At 75.5% G+C, this 18,337-nt stretch carries 2 protein-coding genes and 1 pseudogene; all 3 read left to right on the plus strand.

The features are described from left to right. Window positions 1-5,419 (plus strand): type I polyketide synthase (locus C2L58_RS47490; RefSeq protein ID WP_146073853.1); only part of this gene is annotated, 5,419 nt, incomplete at its 5' end. A 53-nt stretch (window positions 5,420-5,472) separates the two neighbouring features. Next, a pseudogene (locus C2L58_RS47495) lies at window positions 5,473-16,977 on the plus strand (type I polyketide synthase); the annotation flags it as partial. After that, window positions 16,974-18,245, plus strand: a complete 1,272-nt coding sequence (locus C2L58_RS47500) for a macrolide family glycosyltransferase (protein ID WP_103344209.1) — start codon at window positions 16,974-16,976, stop codon at window positions 18,243-18,245. The pseudogene C2L58_RS47495 and the gene C2L58_RS47500, both read left to right, overlap by 4 nt. The last annotated feature ends 92 nt before the right edge of the window (window positions 18,246-18,337 follow it).

Consider the following 18,337-nt stretch of genomic DNA (forward strand, 5'->3'; position numbering starts at 1 on the left):
GCTGTTCTCGTCGTTCGCCGGCACGGTCGGCGCGGCGGGACAGGGCAGCTACGCGGCGGCCAACGCCTACCTGGACGCGCTGGCGGAACACCGGCGCGGCGCGGGCCTGGCCGCCACCTCGATCGCCTGGGGCCCGTGGGCCGAGGCGGGGATGGCCGCCGAGGGGGCCGAGCGGATGCGCCGCGGCGGCCTCACCCCGCTGCCGCCCGCGGCCGCCACGCCGGCGCTCGGGCAGGTCACCGGCGCCGTCACGGTGACGGTCGCCGACGTCGGCTGGGAACGGTTCGCGCCCGGCTTCGCCGCCGCCCGGCCGAGTCCGCTGCTCGCCGAGCTTCCCGAAGTGCGCCGCGTCGCCGGCCGCCGGCCGGTCGCGAACCCGGTGCCGGCCGACCTGCCCGGAGCCGACCGGCCGGGCGCCCTGCTCGAACTCGTGCGCGCCCAGGCCGCGGCCGTGCTCGGCCACCGGGGTCCCGAGCAGGTCGATCCCGCCCGCGCCTTCCGGGAACTCGGGTTCGACTCGCTGACCGCCGTCGAGTTCCGCAACGCGCTCGGCGCGGCCACCGGCCTCTCGCTGCCGTCGACGCTGGTCTTCGACTACCCGACGGCCCAGGCGCTGGCCGGCTACCTCCACGCCGAGCTGTTCGGCGACTCACCGGAACCGGGCCGCCCCGCGCGGACCGTCGCGCTCGACGAGCCGATCGCGATCATCGGGATGAGCTGCCGGTTCCCCGGCGGCGTCGACTCGCCCGAAGCCCTGTGGCGGCTGCTGGACCTCGGCGTGGACGCGATGACGCCGTTCCCCGAGGATCGCGGCTGGGACGTCGAGGGGCTGTACGACCCGGACGGTGAGCGGCCCGGCACGTCGTACACCCGGCACGGCGGTTTCCTCGCCGGTGCCGCGGAGTTCGACGCGGGCTTCTTCGGGGTGTCACCCCGGGAAGCGGTGGCGATGGACCCGCAGCAGCGGGTGCTGCTCGAAGCGTCCTGGGAGGCGCTCGAAGACGCCGGGATCGACCCCCGGTCGGTGCAGGGCAGCCCGGTCGGCGTGTTCGTCGGGACCAACGGGCAGGACTACCCGATGCTGCTCGCGTACGCCGACCAGGACTCCGCCGGGCACGCGGGCACCGGCAACGCGGCGAGCATCGTGTCCGGCCGCGTGGCGTACACGCTGGGCCTGGAAGGCCCGGCGGTCACGGTCGACACGGCGTGCTCGTCGTCGCTGGTCGCCCTGCACTGGGCGAGTGAGTCGCTGCGCCGCGGCGAGTGCACGCTCGCGCTGGCGGGCGGGGTGACGGTGATGTCGACGCCGGGCTCGTTCATCGAGTTCAGCCGTCAGCGGGGGCTGGCCCCCGACGGCCGGGTGAAGGCGTTCTCCGCGGACGCGGACGGCACCGCCTGGGGCGAAGGCGCCGGCGTGCTGCTGGTCGAGCGCCTGTCCGACGCGCGCCGCAACGGGCACCCGGTGCTGGCCGTCGTCAAGGGCTCGGCGGTGAACTCCGACGGCGCGTCGAACGGCTTGACCGCCCCGAACGGCCCTTCGCAGCAGCGGGTGATCCGCGACGCGCTGGCCGCCGCCGGGCTCGAAGCGTCCGATGTGGACGCCGTCGAGGCGCACGGGACGGGCACCACGCTGGGCGACCCGATCGAGGCGCAGGCGCTGCTGGCCACCTACGGGCGGGACCGCGACCGGCCGTTGTGGCTGGGCTCGGTCAAGTCGAACCTCGGGCACACGCAGGCGGCCGCCGGGGTGGCCGGCGTGCTGAAGATGGTGCTGGCCCTGCGCCACGGCGTCCTGCCGCGGACGCTGCACGTCGGCTCGCCGACGTCGCACGTGGACTGGACCGCGGGAAACGTCGCGCTGGCGACCGAACCGGTGCCGTGGGACGGGGGCGAGCGTCCCCGCCGCGCCGGCATCTCGTCCTTCGGCCTCAGCGGCACCAACGCCCACGTCATCATCGAGGAGGACACCGAGCCGGCGCCGGCGAGGGACACCGAGCCCGTCGTCTCCGGTGGCACGGTGCCCCTCGTGCTCTCCGCGCGCGATGCCGACGCGCTGCGCGCCCAGGCACGCGCGCTCGCCGCCGTCGTGGAATCCCGCCCGGAAGCGGAGCTCGCCGACCTCGGCTGGTCGCTGCTCACGAGCCGGGCGTCGCTCGAACACCGGGCCGTGGTGCTGGCCGGCGACCGGGCCGCCGCGCTGGCCGGGCTGACGGCGCTCGCCGAGGGCGGCCGGGGCGGCGTCACCGGCGTGGTCGCGGAAGGCCGTTCGGCGTTCCTGTTCTCGGGACAGGGCGCGCAGCGGGCCGGCGCGGGCCGGGAGCTGGCCGAGACGTTCCCCGCGTTCGCCGAGGCGCTGGCCGCGGTGTGCGCGCACCTGGACGCCGAACTGGACCACCCGCTGCGGGAGGTGATGTTCGGCGACGCCGAGGTGCTCGACCAGACCCGGTACACGCAGGCCGCGCTGTTCGCGCTCGAAGTCGCGCTGTTCCGGTTGCTGGAGTCGTGGGGTGTCGCGCCGGACTACCTGGCCGGCCACTCGATCGGCGAACTGTCGGCCGCCCACGTGGCCGGCGTGCTTTCGCTGGCCGACGCCTGCCGGCTCGTCGGCGCGCGGGGCCGGCTGATGCAGGCACTGCCGCCCGGCGGGGCGATGGTGGCGATCCAGGCGAGCGAGGCCGAAATCGCCCCGCTGCTCACCGGCGGCGTGTCGATCGCGGCGGTGAACGGGCCCGCCTCGGTCGTGGTTTCGGGCGACGAGGACGCCGTCGAGGCGATCGCCGCCCGGTTCCGGGACGACCGCAAGACGCGCCGGCTGACCGTCAGCCACGCGTTCCACTCACCGCGGATGGAGCCGATGCTCGCCGAGTTCCGGCGCGTCGCGGCCGGGCTGACCTACCACGAGCCGTCGATCCCGGTCGTGTCCAACGTGACCGGAACCCTGGCCGCGGAGGGCGAACTGACCTCGCCGGACTACTGGGTGCGGCACGTCCGGCAGGCGGTGCGGTTCCACGACGGGATCACCTGCCTCGCGGCGGAGGGGGTCACCCGGTTCCTCGAACTCGGCCCCGACGGCGTGCTCACGGCGATGGCCGCCGAGTCGGCCGACGCCACGATGGCCGGGGTCCTGCGCAAGAACGGCGGCCCCGAGCCGGAGAGCGTGCTGACGGCCCTCGCGGCGCTCCACGTCACCGGGCAGCCAGTCGGCTGGACACGGCTGTTCACCGGCGCGCGCCGGGTCGCGCTGCCCGGCTACGCCTTCCAGCGCCGGCACTACTGGCCCCGGTTCGACGCCGCAAGGGCCGCCGCGGCCGGCCCGGCGAACGACGTCGACGCGCAGTTCTGGGCGGCCGTCGAGCGGGAGGACCTCGGCGCGCTGGCCGAGACCCTGTCCGTCGACGGCGAAACCACGCTCGGGTCGCTGCTGCCCGCGCTGTCGGCGTGGCGGCGTGAGCGGACCGAAAAGTCCACTGTGGACTCCTGGAACCACCGGATCGGGTGGCGGCGGATCGAGGCGACGGCCCGGCCCGCGCCGGCCGGGACCTGGCTGCTGGTGCTGCCGGTGCGGGCCGGCGACTGGCACGCGGCGGTCCGGAAGGCCCTCGAACAGCGGCTCGGCCGCTGCGTGCCGGTCGAGATCGAGACCTGCGCGGACCTCGACCGCGCCTCGCTCGCGGAGCGGTTGCGCGCGGCCGCCGCGGAGGAACCCGGCCTAGCCGGCGTGGTCTCCCTGTCTCCCTTGGCCGATACGGCCGAGCCGGGCGAACCGGCGGTGACGCTGGCGCTCGTGCAGGCACTCGGCGACGCCGGCGTCGCGGCCCCGCTCTGGTGCCTGACGACGGGCGCGGTGTCGGTCGACCGGGCGGAACCGGTCCGCAGCCGGATGGGGGCCGCGGCCTGGGGTCTCGGCCGGGTCGCGGCGCAGGAGGCGCCGGACCGCTGGGGCGGCGCCGTGGACCTGCCCGAGGTGCTCGACGAACGCGGCGCCGACCAGCTCGTCGCGGTGCTGGCCGGCCTCGACGGCGAGGACCAGGTCGCGATCCGGGCGACCGGCGTCTTCGGCAGGCGGCTCCTGCGCGCCGCCGCCGTGGACACGGCGGGCGAGTGGCCGGTCTCGGGCACCACGCTCATCACGGGCGGCACGGGTGCACTCGGCGCGGAGGTCGCCCGCTGGGTGGCGGGCCAGGGCGCGGAACACATCCTGCTCGCGAGCAGGAGCGGCGAGAACGCGCCCCGCGCGGCGGAACTCGCCACCGAACTGGCCGGACTGGGCGCGCGGGTCAGCGTCGTCGCGTGCGATGTCGCCGACCGGGACGCGGTGCGGCGCCTGCTCGCGGAAATACCGGAGGAGTACCCGCTCACCGCGGTGGTGCATGCCGCCGGCGTGCTCGACGACGGCGTGCTCGACTCGATGACCCCGGACCGGCTCGCCGCCGTGCTCGAGGCCAAAGTGGACTCCGCCGTGCACCTGCACGAGCTGACCCGGGAGCACGAGCTCCAGGCCTTCGTGCTGTTCTCCTCCTTCGCGGGCACGATCGGCGCGGCCGGGCAGGGCAACTACGTCGCCGCGAACAGCGCGCTCGACGCGCTGGCCGAGCAGCGCCGGGCGGCTGGCCTCCCCGCCACCTCCATCGCGTGGGGGCCGTGGGCCGAGGCGGGCATGGCCGCGGGCGAGACGGTGGCGAGTCGGCAGCGCCGCGGCGGTGTGCGCGCGCTCCCGCCGCGGCTGGCCGTGGCCGCGATGGCTCGCGCCGCCGAGCGTCCCGACGCGTGCCTGGTGGTGACCGACGTGGACTGGGCGGCCTTCGCGCCCGGGTTCACGGCGCTGCGGCCGAGCCGGCTGTTCGACGAGATCCCGGAAGCCCGGCGCGCTGCCGCCGCGGAACCCGAGAGCTCGCCGGCGGACTTCACGGCCCGGCTCGCGGCCCTGCCGGAAGGCGACCGGGCCAACGCCGTGCTCGAACTCGTGCGCGGGCAAGCCGCGGCGGTGCTCGGCCACGAGGGCGCGAGCGCGATCGAACCGGGGAAGGCGTTCTCGGACCTCGGCTTCGACTCGCTCACCGCGGTCGAGCTGCGCAACGTGCTCGGCGCGATCACCGGCCTCGCGCTGCCGGCGACCGTCGTGTTCGACCACGCGAACCCCGCCGCGCTGGCGCGGCGGCTGCGCAGCGAGCTGTTCGCCGGCGGCGAGGCCGAGGTCGTGCCGGTGCTGGCCGAGCTGGACCGGCTGGAGAGCGCCGTGGCCGCGCTCCCGGTCGAGCAGCTCGCGGGCACCCGCCTCGCGGCCCGCCTGCAGGCCCTCGTGAAGCAGCTCGGCGACGCACAGCACGGCGAACGCGGCAACGAGGTCGCGGAGCAGCTGCAGACGGCGACCTCGGACGAGGTCTTCGACTTCATCGACAAGGAGCTCGGCCTCGGCTGAGGCCGGTCCGAAGCGCCACCCAGCCAGCGAGACGACGAACCGGAGAGACCAGGATGGCGGACCAGGACAAGCTCCTCGACTACCTCAAGCGGGTGACGGCCGACCTCCACCAGACCAGGCAGCGGCTGAGCGAAGCCGAGGCCGGCCTGCCGGAGCCGATCGCCATCGTCGGGATGAGCTGCCGCTTCCCGCACGGCGCCGACACCCCGGAACGACTGTGGGACCTGCTGTCCGGCGGCGTCGACGTGATGTCGGAGTTCCCCGCCGACCGCGGCTGGGACCTCGACTCGCTCTACGACCCCGACCCGGAGAAGCCGGGGACGAGCTACGTCGCCGAAGGCGGCTTCCTCGACGCGGCGGGCGAGTTCGACCCGGCGTTCTTCGGGATCTCGCCGCGCGAGGCGCTGGCGATGGACCCGCAGCAGCGGCTGTTGCTGGAGACGTCGTGGGAGGCGATCGAACGCGGCGGCCTCGATCCCGCCTCCCTGCGCGGCGGGCAGGTCGGGGTCTTCGCCGGGACCAACGGCCAGGACTACGGCGGGCTCGCGGCGCTGGCGCCCGGCACCGAGGCCTACCTGGGCACCGGGAGCTCGGCCAGCGTGCTGTCCGGGCGCATCGCGTACGCGCTCGGGCTCGAAGGCCCCACGCTGACCGTCGACACGGCGTGCTCGTCGTCGCTGGTCTCGGTGCACCTCGCGGCCCAGGCCCTCCGGGCCGGCGAGTGCCGGCTCGCGCTGGCCGGCGGCGTGACGGTGATGGCGACGCCGGGCGCGTTCGTCGCGTTCAGCCGTCAGCGCGGGCTCGCCGCCGACGGCCGCTGCAAGGCGTTCTCCGACCGGGCCGACGGCGTCGGCTGGAGCGAGGGCGCCGGGATGCTGCTGCTCGAACGGCTCTCCGACGCCCGGCGCAACGGCCACCCCGTGCTCGCGGTCGTGCGCGGTTCGGCGATCAACTCCGACGGTGCCTCGAACGGGCTCACCGCCCCGAACGGCCCGTCGCAGCAACGGGTCATCCGGCAGGCGCTCGCCGACGCGGGGCTCTCCCCGTCCGATGTGGACGCCGTCGAGGCGCACGGGACGGGCACCTCGCTGGGCGACCCGATCGAGGCGCAGGCGCTGCTGGCCACCTACGGGAAGGACCGGGACCGGCCGTTGTGGCTGGGCTCGGTCAAGTCGAACCTCGGGCACACGCAGGCGGCCGCGGGCGTCGCGGGCGTGCTCAAGGTCGTGCTGGCGCTCCAGCACCGCGAGCTGCCGAAGACGCTGCACGTCGACCGGCCGTCGAGCCGGGTCGACTGGACGGCGGGCGACGTGCGCCTGCTGACCGAGCCGCAGCCGTGGACCGGCGACACGCGCCGGGCCGGGGTTTCGGCGTTCGGGGTCAGCGGCACGAACGCGCACCTGATCATCGAAGAGGCGCCCCGGACCGACGAGACCGCGCCGGAGCCGGCGGAGGTGCACGCGCCGACGCCGTGGCCGCTGTCGGGCCGCACCGAAGCGGCGCTGCGGGACCAGGCCCGGCGGCTGCGCGAGCGGCTCCGGGCGGCCCCGGAGCCGGCGCCCGTCGACGTCGCCTACTCGCTGGCTTCCTCCCGCTCCGCGTTCGAGCATCGTGCCGTCCTGCTCGCCGACGACGTCGAAACCGCGTTGCGCGGCCTCGACGCGCTCGCCACGGGCGAGCGGGCATCCGGCGTGCTCACCGGGGTGGCCGCCGAAGGGCGCACGGCGTTCCTGTTCTCCGGGCAAGGTGCCCAGCGGACGGGGATGGCCGCCGGTCTCGCCGCGGCGTTCCCCGCGTTCGCCGAGGAACTCGGCCGGGTCTGCGCCGAGCTGGACCGCCACCTCGACCGGCCGCTGCGCGAGCTGCTGGACGCCGGGGCCGACGTGCTGGACCGGACCGAGTACACCCAGCCCGCGCTGTTCGCCGTCGAGGTCGCGCTGTACCGGTTCCTCGGCCGCTGGGGGCTGGCCCCCGATCTGGTCGCGGGCCACTCGATCGGCGAGCTCGCCGCCGCGCACGTCGCCGGGGTCCTCTCGCTCGAAGACGCCGCCGTGCTCGTCGCCGCGCGTGGCCGGCTCATGCAACGGCTGCCCGCCGGGGGCGCGATGGTGGCCGTCGCGGCCACCGAGGCGGAGGTGGTGCCGCTGCTCACCGCCGGCGTCGAGCTCGCCGCGATCAACGGGCCGGCTTCGGTCGTGCTGTCCGGTGACGAGCCGGCGGTGCTCGACGTCGCCGCGCAGTTCGATCGACAGGGCCGCAAGACCCGGCGGCTACGGGTCAGCCACGCGTTCCACTCGCCGCGGATGGAACCGATGCTCGCCGAGTACGCCGCTGTCGCGGACGGACTGTCCTATCGGGACCCGTCGATCACGGTCGTCTCGACGGTGACGGGCGAAGCGGCGAAACCGGGCGAGCTGAGCACCGCCGAATACTGGGTCCGGCAGGTGCGCCGCGAGGTGCGCTTCCACGACGCCGTCCGCGCGCTGCGCGAACTGGGCGCCACCCGGTTCGTCGAGCTCGGTCCGGACGCCGTGCTCACCCCGATGGTCGAGGAGAGCCTGGCCGGCGACTCCGGCGAAGAGGTGGTGATCCCGGTCCTGCGCCGGGATCGTGACGAAGCCGAGGCGCTGACGACCGCGGTGGGCGTCCTGCACGGCGCCGGGGTCTCGCCGGACTGGGCCGCGGTCTTCGCCGGGCGGGGCGCGCGCCGGGCCGACCTGCCCACCTACCCGTTCCAGCGCAGCCGCTACTGGCCGGACGTCGTGTTGCCCGGCGGGAGTGACGGGATGCGCTACGCCGGGCTGAGCGGCGCGTCCCATCCGCTGCTCGGTGCGGTGGTCGGGCTCGCGGGGGCCGGCGGTGCGGTGTTCACCGGCCGGCTGTCGACGCGCACCCAGCCGTGGCTGGCCGACCACGTCGTCGCCGGAACGATCCTGGTGCCCGGCACGGCGTTCCTCGAACTGGCGGTGCGGGCGGGCGACGAGTTCGGCTGCGCGTGCGTGGAAGAGCTCACCCTCGCCGTGCCGCTGGCTTTGCCCGAACGCGGCGGTGTCCGGCTGCAGGTCGTCGTCGGTGACGCCGACGACTCGGGCGCGCGGGCGATCAGCGTCCATTCCCAGCGCGAGGACGAGGGCGCCGAGGCACCGTGGACCCTGCACGCGACCGGCGTGCTCGGCACCGGCGCGCCGGCCGGGACCGACCAGGACACCACTGCTTTTCGGGGGTTCCGGGTGGCGGAGCCCCCGGCCCGGGGCGAAGCCCCGGATCTCACCGTGTGGCCGCCGGACGGCGCGAGCCCGGTGGACCTGACCGATGCCTACGCCAAGCTGGCCGCCGCGGGACTGGCCTACGGCCCGGTGTTCCAGGGACTGACCGCTGTATGGCGGCTCGGCGACGAGCTCTTCGCCGAAGTCGCCCTGCCCGGGGACGCAACCGGGGAGGCCGCCCGCTTCGGGCTGCACCCGGCGTTGCTCGACGCCGGTCTCCACGCCCTCGGCGTCGGCTCCGGGGCGGCGCTGCCGGGAGCGGCGTCCGGGACCACCGTGCTGCCGTTCTCCTGGACCGGGGTCGTGCTGCACGCGACGGGCGCGGCCTCCTTGCGCGTGCGGCTGAGTCCCGCCGCCACCGAGGACGCCGTCGTGCTGCACGTGACGGACCCGGCGGGCGCGCCCGTGCTGACCGTCGAGTCGCTGACGTTGCGCGCGGCGCCCGCGGACCCGGGGACGGCCGGCGCGACCGAGTCGCTGTTCGAGCTCGCCTGGCCGGAGGTGCCGGCCGGGGCGAAGGCCGGCTGGACCGACCTGGCCGGGTCCGAGCTGGCCGCGCTGGCCGCGCGGATCGACGACGGCGCCACCGTGCCCGAGCACGTGCTGGTGTCACTGGTAGCTCGGGGCGGACTGCCGGAGCGGGCCCACGCGCTGGCCGGCCAGGCGCTCGGCCTCGTTCAGGCGTGGCTCGCCGACGCGCGGTTCGCCGCGTCCCGGCTCGTCTTCCGCACCCGCGGAGCCGTCGCGGCCGGCGCCGGCTCCGACGTCACCGATCCCGCCGCCGCGACGGTCTGGGGACTGGTGCGCTCGGCGCAGGCGGAGAACCCCGGCCGGTTCGTGCTCCTCGACACCGACGGCAGCGAGGACTCCGGCGATGCCGTGCTGGCGGCCGCGCTCGGCTCCGGCGAGCCCCAGCTGGCCGTGCGCTCCGGCGTGCTGCGCGCGCCGCGGTTCGCCCGTGCCGCACCGGCCCCGGACTCCATTGTGGACTGGGGCGACGGGACCGTGCTCCTCACCGGGGGAACCGGTGCGCTCGGCGGGATCTTCGCCCGGCACCTCGTGACGGCGCACGGCGTCCGGAGGCTCCTGCTGGCGGCCCGGCGCGGCCTGGCCGCCGACGGGGCGGCCGAGCTCGTCGCCGAGCTCACCGGCCTCGGCTGCCACACCGAAGTCGTCGCCTGTGACGTCGCCGATCCGGACGCGCTGGCCGAGCTGCTGGCCGGCCTTCCCGCGTCCGCCCGGCTCAGCTCGGTCGTGCACCTGGCCGGGGTGCTCGACGACGGCATCATCGAATCGCTGACCCCGGACCGGCTCGGCACCGTGCTGCGGCCGAAGGTCGACGCCGCGTGGCAGCTGCACGAGCTGACCCGCGAGGCGGACCTGCGCCAGTTCGTGGTGTTCTCCTCGATCTCCGGCGTCGTCGGCGCCGCCGGCCAGGGCAACTACGCCGCCGCGAACGCGTTCCTCGACGCGCTGATGGCGCAGCGCGCGGCGATGGGCCTGCCCGGCCGCTCGCTCGCGTGGGGCCTGTGGGACGAGGCCGGCGCGATGACCGGCGGGCTCGACGAGGCGGACCGGTCGCGGATCGCCCGCGGCGGGGTGCTGCCGCTGTCCGCCGACGAAGGCCGCGCGCTGTTCGACGCGGCCCTCTCGACGCCGGGTGCGCTGCACGTGCCGATGCGGCTCGACCTGCCCGCGCTGCGCGGGATCGGCGAAGCGCTCGCGCCGATCTGGCGGACGTTGGTGCCCGCCGTCCGCCGCCGCAGCGCCGGCGCCGCGGCACCGCGGGGATCCGCCACCGCGCTCGGCGAACGCCTCGCCGAGCTGGCCCCGGACAAGCGTCAGGACGCGGTCGTCGAGCTGGTCCGCGCGCAGGCCGCCGCCGTGCTCGGGCACCCGGACGGCACCGGGGTCGACCCCGGCCGCGCGTTCCGCGAGCTCGGCTTCGACTCGTTGACGGCGCTCGAACTGCGCAACGGGCTCGCCGCGGCGACCGGGCTGCGCCTGCCCGCCACCCTGATCTTCGACTACCCGAACTCGGCCGTGCTCGCCGAGCACCTGCTCGAACGCGTCTTCGGGCCGGGAGAGGCCCGGGCGGGGACGCGGACGGTCCGGCGGTCCGGCGACGAGCCGATCGCGATCATCGGGATGAGCTGCCGCTATCCCGGAGGCGTGCGCAACCCCGATGACCTGTGGTCGCTCGTCGAGGCCGGCGGCGACGGGATCTCGCCGATGCCGCTGGACCGGGGCTGGAACCTGGAGGCGCTGTTCGCCGGCGATCCGGACCAGGCCGGCTCCAGCTACGTGCGGGAGGGCGGGTTCCTCCACGACGCCGCGGAGTTCGACGCCGCGTTCTTCAGCATCAGCCCGCGCGAGGCCCTCGCCATGGACCCGCAGCAGCGGCTGCTGCTGGAGGGCTGCTGGGAGGCGGTCGAGTCGGCGGGGATCGACCCGACGTCGTTGAAGGGCAGCGAAACGGGCGTCTACACCGGCGTGATGTACCACGACTACGGCGCCCAGCTGTTCATGCTCCCCGACGGCGCCGAGGGCTACGTCGGGACCGGCACCTCGGGCAGCGTCGCCTCGGGCCGGGTGTCCTACGTGCTCGGCCTGGAAGGCCCCGCCGTCACCATCGACACGGCGTGCTCGTCGTCGCTGGTCACCCTGCACCTCGCCGCGCAGGCCCTGCGCCGCGGCGAATGTTCGCTCGCGCTCGCCGGTGGCGTGACGGTCATGTCGACGCCGAGCACCTTCATCGACTACAGCCGGCAGCGCGCGCTCTCGGCCAGCGGCCGGTCGAAGTCGTTCGCGGCCTCGGCCGACGGCACCGGCTGGGGCGAGGGGCTCGGCATGCTGCTCGTCGCGCGGCTCTCGGACGCGATCGAGGCCGGCTACCCCGTCCTGGCGATCGTGCGCGGCACGGCGGTCAACCAGGACGGCGCGTCGAACGGGCTGACCGCCCCGAACGGCCCGTCCCAGCAGCGGGTCATCCGGCGGGCGCTCGCCGACGCGGACCTCGACGGCGCCGAAGTCGACGTCGTGGAGGCCCACGGGACGGGCACGCGGCTCGGCGACCCGATCGAGGCGCAGGCGCTGCTGGCCACCTACGGGCAGGACCACCCCGACGACCGGCCGCTCTGGCTCGGCTCGGTCAAGTCCAACCTCGGCCACACCCAGGCCGCGGCCGGCGCGGCGGGGGTCATCAAGATGATCCTCGCCATGCGGCACGGGCTGCTGCCGAAGACCATGCACGTCGACGCCCCGACGCCGCAGGTCGACTGGTCCGCGGGCAACGTCCGCCTGCTGACCGAACCGGTGCCCTGGGAACGCAACGGACGGCCTCGCCGCGCGGCGGTGTCGTCCTTCGGCATCAGCGGCACCAACGCGCACGTGATCCTCGAAGAGCCCGAACCGGGCGAGCCCGCGGCCCGCGAACCCCGCACCGGCCCGGCGCTGCCGTGGGTGCTCTCGGCCAAGACCGCGGATTCGCTGCGCGGGCAGGCCGCCCGGCTGTTGTCCTATGTGGACGAACACGGTCAGGTCGACCTCGCCGACGTCGGCTTCACCCTGGCGACGCGGCGCGCGGCGTTCCAGCACCGCGCCGCGGTGACGGCCGGCGATGTCGCCGGGTTCCGGGCCGGGCTCGCCGCCCTCGCCGACGGGACGGTGGCGAGCAACCTCGTGCGTGCCGAGGCCGGGCCGGCCGGCAAGACCGCGTTCGTGTTCCCCGGCCAGGGCGCGCAGTGGGCCGGGATGGGCGCCGAGCTGCTCGACGCCTCGCCCGTCTTCGCCGAGCGGATCTCGGAGTGCGCGCTCGCCTTCGCCGGCCTCGTCGACTGGTCGCTCGTCGACGTCCTGCGCGGCGAGCCGGGCGCGCCCTCGCTCGAGCGGGTCGACGTCGTCCAGCCGGTCTCGTTCGCCGTCATGGTCTCGCTCGCCGCCCTGTGGCGCGCGGCCGGCGTCGAGCCGGACGCCGTCGCCGGGCACTCGCAGGGCGAGATCGCCGCCGCCTGCGTCGCCGGTGCGCTGTCCCTCGAGGACGCCGCGACGATCGTCGTGCGCCGCAGCCAGGCCATCGAAGCCGGCCTGTCCGGGCACGGCGGCATGGCGTCGGTCGGTCTTCCCGAGGAGGAGGCGCGCCGCCGCATCGCCCGGTGGGAACCGCGGGTGTCCGTCGCGGTGGTCAACGGCCCTTCGGCGGTCGTGGTGGCGGGGGAGCGGGACGCGATCGACGAGCTGGTCGCGGTTTTGGACGCCGACGGGGTGCGCGCCAAGCGGATCGCCGTCGACTACGCGTCGCATTCGGCGCACGTGGAACGGATCGAATCCGTGCTCGCCGAGGTGCTGGCCGGGGTGCGGCCGCGCGAGGGTGCGATCCCGATGCTGTCCAGCGTCACCGGCGACTGGATCGGCGGCGCGGAGCTCGACGCCGCGTACTGGTACACGAACCTGCGGGAGCCGGTGCGGTTCGCGACGTCCGTGCGTGGCCTAGCGGACGCGGGCTACACGGCGTTCGTCGAGGTCAGCCCGCACCCGGTGCTGTCGACGGCGATCCAGGAGACGCTGGCCGACGCGGGCCGCGGTGGGGCGGTGACGGGGACGCTGCGCCGCGACGACGGCGGCCTCGGCCGGTTCCACACGTCGCTGGCCGAGTGGCACACCCACGGCGGAGCCGTGCGGTGGCAGCGTTTCTTCGCCCCGTACGACGCGCGGCCGGTGGAGCTGCCGACCTATGCCTTCCGGGCCGAGCGGTTCTGGCCGAAGGCCCCCGACTTCGGCGGCGACCCCGTCTCGCTCGGGCTGGCGGCCGCGAAGCACCCGCTGCTCGGCGCCGGGGTGTCGCTGGCCGGCTCCGAGGCGCACCTGTTCACCGGCCGGCTCTCGGCGAACACCCAGTCCTGGCTCGCCGATCACGTCGTCGCCGGCACGAACCTGGTGCCGGCCACGGTGTTCGTGGAACTGGCGATCCGCGCGGGGGACGAGGCCGGCTGCGACACCGTGGACGAGCTCGTGCTCGAAGCGCCGCTCGTGCTGCCCGCGCGCGGCGGGGTGGCGCTGCAGGTGCGGGTCGAACCGGCCGACGGGACCGGCCGCCGGCCGGTGACCGTCCATTCGCGACCGGACGGGGCCCCGGACGAGCAACCCTGGACGAGGCATGTGAGCGGCCTGCTGGCGGCCGGAGCCACCGCCGCCCCGGCCGGACCGTTCGGTGGCGAGTGGCCGCCGGCCGGCGCCGAGCCGATTCCGCTCGACGGCTTCTACGGCGACGACGGCTTCTACGACTACGGGCCGGCGTTCCGCGGCCTGCGCGCCGCGTGGCGGCACGGCGACGAGGTTTTCGCCGAGGTCGTGCTGCCCGAGGGCGGCGAGGCCGACCGGTACGGCCTGCACCCCGCGCTGCTCGACGCCGCGTTGCACACGCTCGGCCTCGGTGTCGTCCGGCTCGGTGAGGACGGCGCGGCCGTGTTCCCGTTCTCGTGGTCGGGCGTGACCCTGCACGCCGCCGGCGCGTCGGTGCTGCGCGTGCGGGTGGCGTCCGCCGGCACCGGCAGCGTCGCGATCGACGCGGCCGACGAGGCGGGCGCGCCGGTGCTGACCGTCGGCTCGCTCGCCTTCCGGCCGATGCCGGCCGACGCGATCGCGGCGGCGAGCGCGGTCCACCACGAATCGCTGTTCCGGCTGGAGTGGGCGCCGGCCGCCGTCGCCGACGCGGCCGACGACGGGATCTGGGTGGTCCTCGGCGACGACGAGCCGGCCCTGCGCGACCGCCTCGACGAGGCCGGCCGGGGACGGCGGACGATCGAGTCCTATCCAGACGTCCACGCGCTCGGCGAGGTCGTCGAGTCCGGTGTCGCGGGCGTGCGGACCGTGGTGCTGCCGGTCGTGACCGGTACGACGGCCGAGGCGGTCCGGGCGGCGGCGAACCGGGCGCTGGCGGTGCTCCAGGACTGGCTCGCCGACGATCGGCTGGCCGCGACCAGGCTCGTCGTCGTCACGTCGGGCGCGGTCACCACCGCGGGCGAAGCCGTCACGAACCTCGCGGGCGCGGCCGTCTGGGGGCTGGTCCGGACGGCACAGTGGGAGAACCCCGGCCGCATCGTCCTGATCGACCACGACGACGACCCCGCCTCGCTCGCCGCGCTGCCCGCGGCCGCGTCGGCGGGCGAACCCCAGCTGGCGGTGCGCGCGGGTGTCCCGAGCGTCGCGCGGCTCGCCCGGGTGGTCGCCGCCGGGACCGAGCCCGCGAAGTGGGATCCCGAGGGCACGGTGCTGATCGTGGGCGGCACGGGCACGCTCGGCCGGAGCGTCGCCCGGCACCTCGTCACCGAGCGCGGCGCGCGCCGGCTGCTGCTGACCAGCCGGCGCGGAGCCGAGGCCGACGGCGTCGCCGAAACGGTCGGGGAACTCACCGAGCTCGGCGCCGAGGTCACCGTCGCCGCGTGCGACGCGACCGATCGGGACTCGCTCCGCGCGGTCCTCACCGGCATCCCCGAGGCGCACCCGCTGACCGCGGTCCTGCACGTGGCCGTCGTGATGGACGACGCCACGATCGGTTCGCTGACCCCCGAGCGGATGGACACGGTGCTGCGCTCGAAGGTCGACGTGGCGCTCAACCTGCACGAGCTGACCGGCGACCGGGAGCTCGCGGCGTTCGTGCTCTTCTCCTCGGTCGCGGGCGTGCTCGGCCTGCCCGGGCAGGGCAACTACGCCGCCGCGAACGCGTTCCTCGACGCGCTCGCGCACCACCGCCACTCGCTGGGGCTGCCCGCCCTCGCACTCGACTGGGGCCTGTGGGCGCGGTCGGTCGAGGCGGGCCGCACTCCCGAGCAGGTGGGCCAGGCCCGGGTCGGCGGCGGCGCGGTCGCCCCGCTGCCCACCGAGAAGGGGCTGCGGCTGCTCGACGTCGCGCTCGCCTCGGGAGAACCCGTGCTCGCCCCCGTGGCGCTCGATCTGGCCGCGCTGCGCACCCAGGGCGAGCTGCTGCCGAAGGTGTTCCGGTCGCTCGCACCGGTCACCCGCCGGGTGGCCGGGGCGGCCGCCGAGACCGACAGCCGGGAACTGGTCGCGCGGCTGGCCGCGCTGCCGCCCGCCGACCGCGTCGACGAGACGGTCCGGCTCGTGCGGTCCTACGCGGCCGCCGTGCTGGGCTTCCCCGGGCCCGACGCGATCGAACCGGACCGCGGGCTCGCCGAGCTCGGCTTCGACTCGCTCACCTCCGTCGAGCTGCGCAACGGATTGGCCGCCGCGACCGGGCTCCGGCTGCCCGCGTCGCTCGTCTTCGACCACCCGGTGCCGACCGACCTGGCGGAGTTCCTGCTCGAGCAGCTCGCGGACGCGCTCGGCACCGTCGCGCCGCCGGCGGGCGGGAACCCGGCGGGCGCGGCCGCCGCGCCGGACGACGACGGCGAGACGCTCAGCGACCTGTTCCGGCTCGGCATCGAGCAGGGCAAGGAGCGGGAGACGTGGGAGATCCTGCGGGCTGTCTCGAAGCTGCGGTCCACGTTCTCCGCGGTCGCGGAGGCGACGAGGATCCCCAAGGCGGTGACGCTCTCGCGGGGGCCGTCGCCGGCGAAGCTGATCGCGTTCTCGTCCTACGCGGGACTCGGCGGCGTGCACCAGTACGCGCGGATGGCGGCCGCCTTCCGCGGCACGCACGAGCTGCACGCGTTCCCGAACCCCGGCTTCGCGAAGGGGGAGAGCCTGCCGATCTCGATCGAAGCGGCGGCCGCCGTGCTCGGCGAGGCGACGCTGCCGCACGTCGAAGACGGCGACTTCGTCCTCTTCGGACACTCGGCGGGCGGCCTCATGGCCCACGCGACGGCGTGCTACCTCGAACGGCTCGGCGTGCGGCCGGCGGCGATCGTGATGATGGACAGCTTCCGGCCGGACGACAGCGCGGCGCTCGGCGTCTCGGGGCCGGAGATGATGGCCGGTCTCCTGTCGCGGGAGGACATCGCGGGCCGGATGGACAGCACCCGGCTCACCTCGATGGACTGGTACTTCCGGATCAGCGGGGAGTGGACGCCGGGGGAGCCCGCCGCGCCGATCCTGTTCCTGCGCGCGGCGGACCCGATGGGCGAGACGGAACCCGATCCGGACGGCGGCAAGCCGTGGCAGCCGACCTGGAAGGAAGCGCACACGGTGCTCGAAGTGCCCGGCGACCACTTCACCATGGTCGAGTCGCTGGCCGCCGGCACCGCCGAAGTGATGCGGACCTGGCTCGCCGAGCACCTCCCCGCCGAACTGACGGTTACCGGGATCTCCCCGGCGGAAAGGACGACAGCGCGATGACGGTCACCACGGCGAAGGACAACGAGAGCGGCACGGCGCCGGAGGAAGCGAGCCCGGGCAAGCACCTGCTGGTGTGGCCGTTTCCCGGGTACGGGCACGTGAATCCGGTGCTGCCGGTGGTGCGCGAGCTGGTCCGGCGCGGGCATCGGGTGACGATGCCGACGACCCCGCGCTTCGCCGCCGAGGCCGAGGCGGCGGGCGCCGAGGTGCTGCCGTACGTCTCGGCGCTGGCGGGGCGTCCGCTGCCGGAGGTGTTCGACGCCGACTACCTGGCCAGGGAACCGCTGCGCGCGATGCTGGAGGCGATGGCGACCATCCCGCCGGTCGAGTCGTACTTCACCGGCCGGGAGGTGCCCGACCTGCTGCTCTACGACTCGAGCACCTACGCCGCCGGCCGGGTGCTCGCCGCGAAGTGGCAGCGCCGGGCGATCCAGCTGTACCCGACGTTCGCGGCCAACGAGAAGTTCCAGCTCGGCCCGCTGGTCGGGGCGGAGTTCGCCCCGGAGCTGGACGCCACGCACCCCGCGTTCTCGGAGTTCTTCGCGTGGATGGGCGAGCTGCTGGCCAGCCACGGCCTGGCCGAGCTGCCGATGGAGGAGTTCCACGCTCCGTGCGAAAGCAGCAACATCGTGTTCCTGCCGGAGGTGTTCCAGCTCGAGTCCGCAAGCTTCGACGACCGGCACGCGTTCGTCGGCCCCTGCGTGGAGGCCGCGCCCGCCGGCGAACGGCCGTGGCAGCCACCGGCCGGCGACGACCCGCTCGTGGTCGTGTCGCTCGGTTCGGAAAAGAACCGGGACGCGGGCTTCTTCACCCGCTGCGCCACCGCGTTCGACGGGCTGCCGTGGCGGGTGGTGCTCACCCTCGGCGGCGGCCTCGACCCGGCCGATCTCGGCCCGCTGCCCGCGAACGCCACGGCGTACCGCTGGCTGCCGCACACCGAGGTGCTGCCGCACGCCACGGTGCTTATCACGCACGCCGGGATGAGCAGCGTCATGCGCGCCCTGCACGCCGGCGTGCGCCAGGTACTGGTCCCGGGCACCCCGGAGGAGCACTTCGTCGCCCGCCGCGCCGTCGAACTCGGAGCCGGCCGCTTGCTCGACCCGTCCGAGGCGGACGCCGAGTCCCTGCGCGACGCCGTCCTGGCGGTGGCGACCGACGAGTCGGTGGGAGAGAGCGTTGCACGGCTGCGCGAGGCGACGAGGAACGCGGGGGGTGCGGTGCGCGCCGCGGACGTCGTCGAAGCACGTCTCGGCGCGCCGGCCCGGTGAGCCGCCCGGCGATCAGCTGGTGCGGTTCACGAAGTTGTGCCGCTGACGGGGCCTGAGACGGGGGACGGGTCTTCCGGCGGCGGGACGAGAAG

The sequence above is a fragment of the Amycolatopsis sp. CA-126428 genome, from assembly GCF_002904335.1.
Lineage (GTDB): Bacteria > Actinomycetota > Actinomycetes > Mycobacteriales > Pseudonocardiaceae > Amycolatopsis.

Bases quoted from the DNA above. Each gene is read 5' to 3' on its own strand.
- C2L58_RS47500 (WP_103344209.1), top strand. From the start codon at position 16,974: ATGACGGTCACCACGGCGAAGGACAACGAGAGCGGCACGGCGCCGGAG.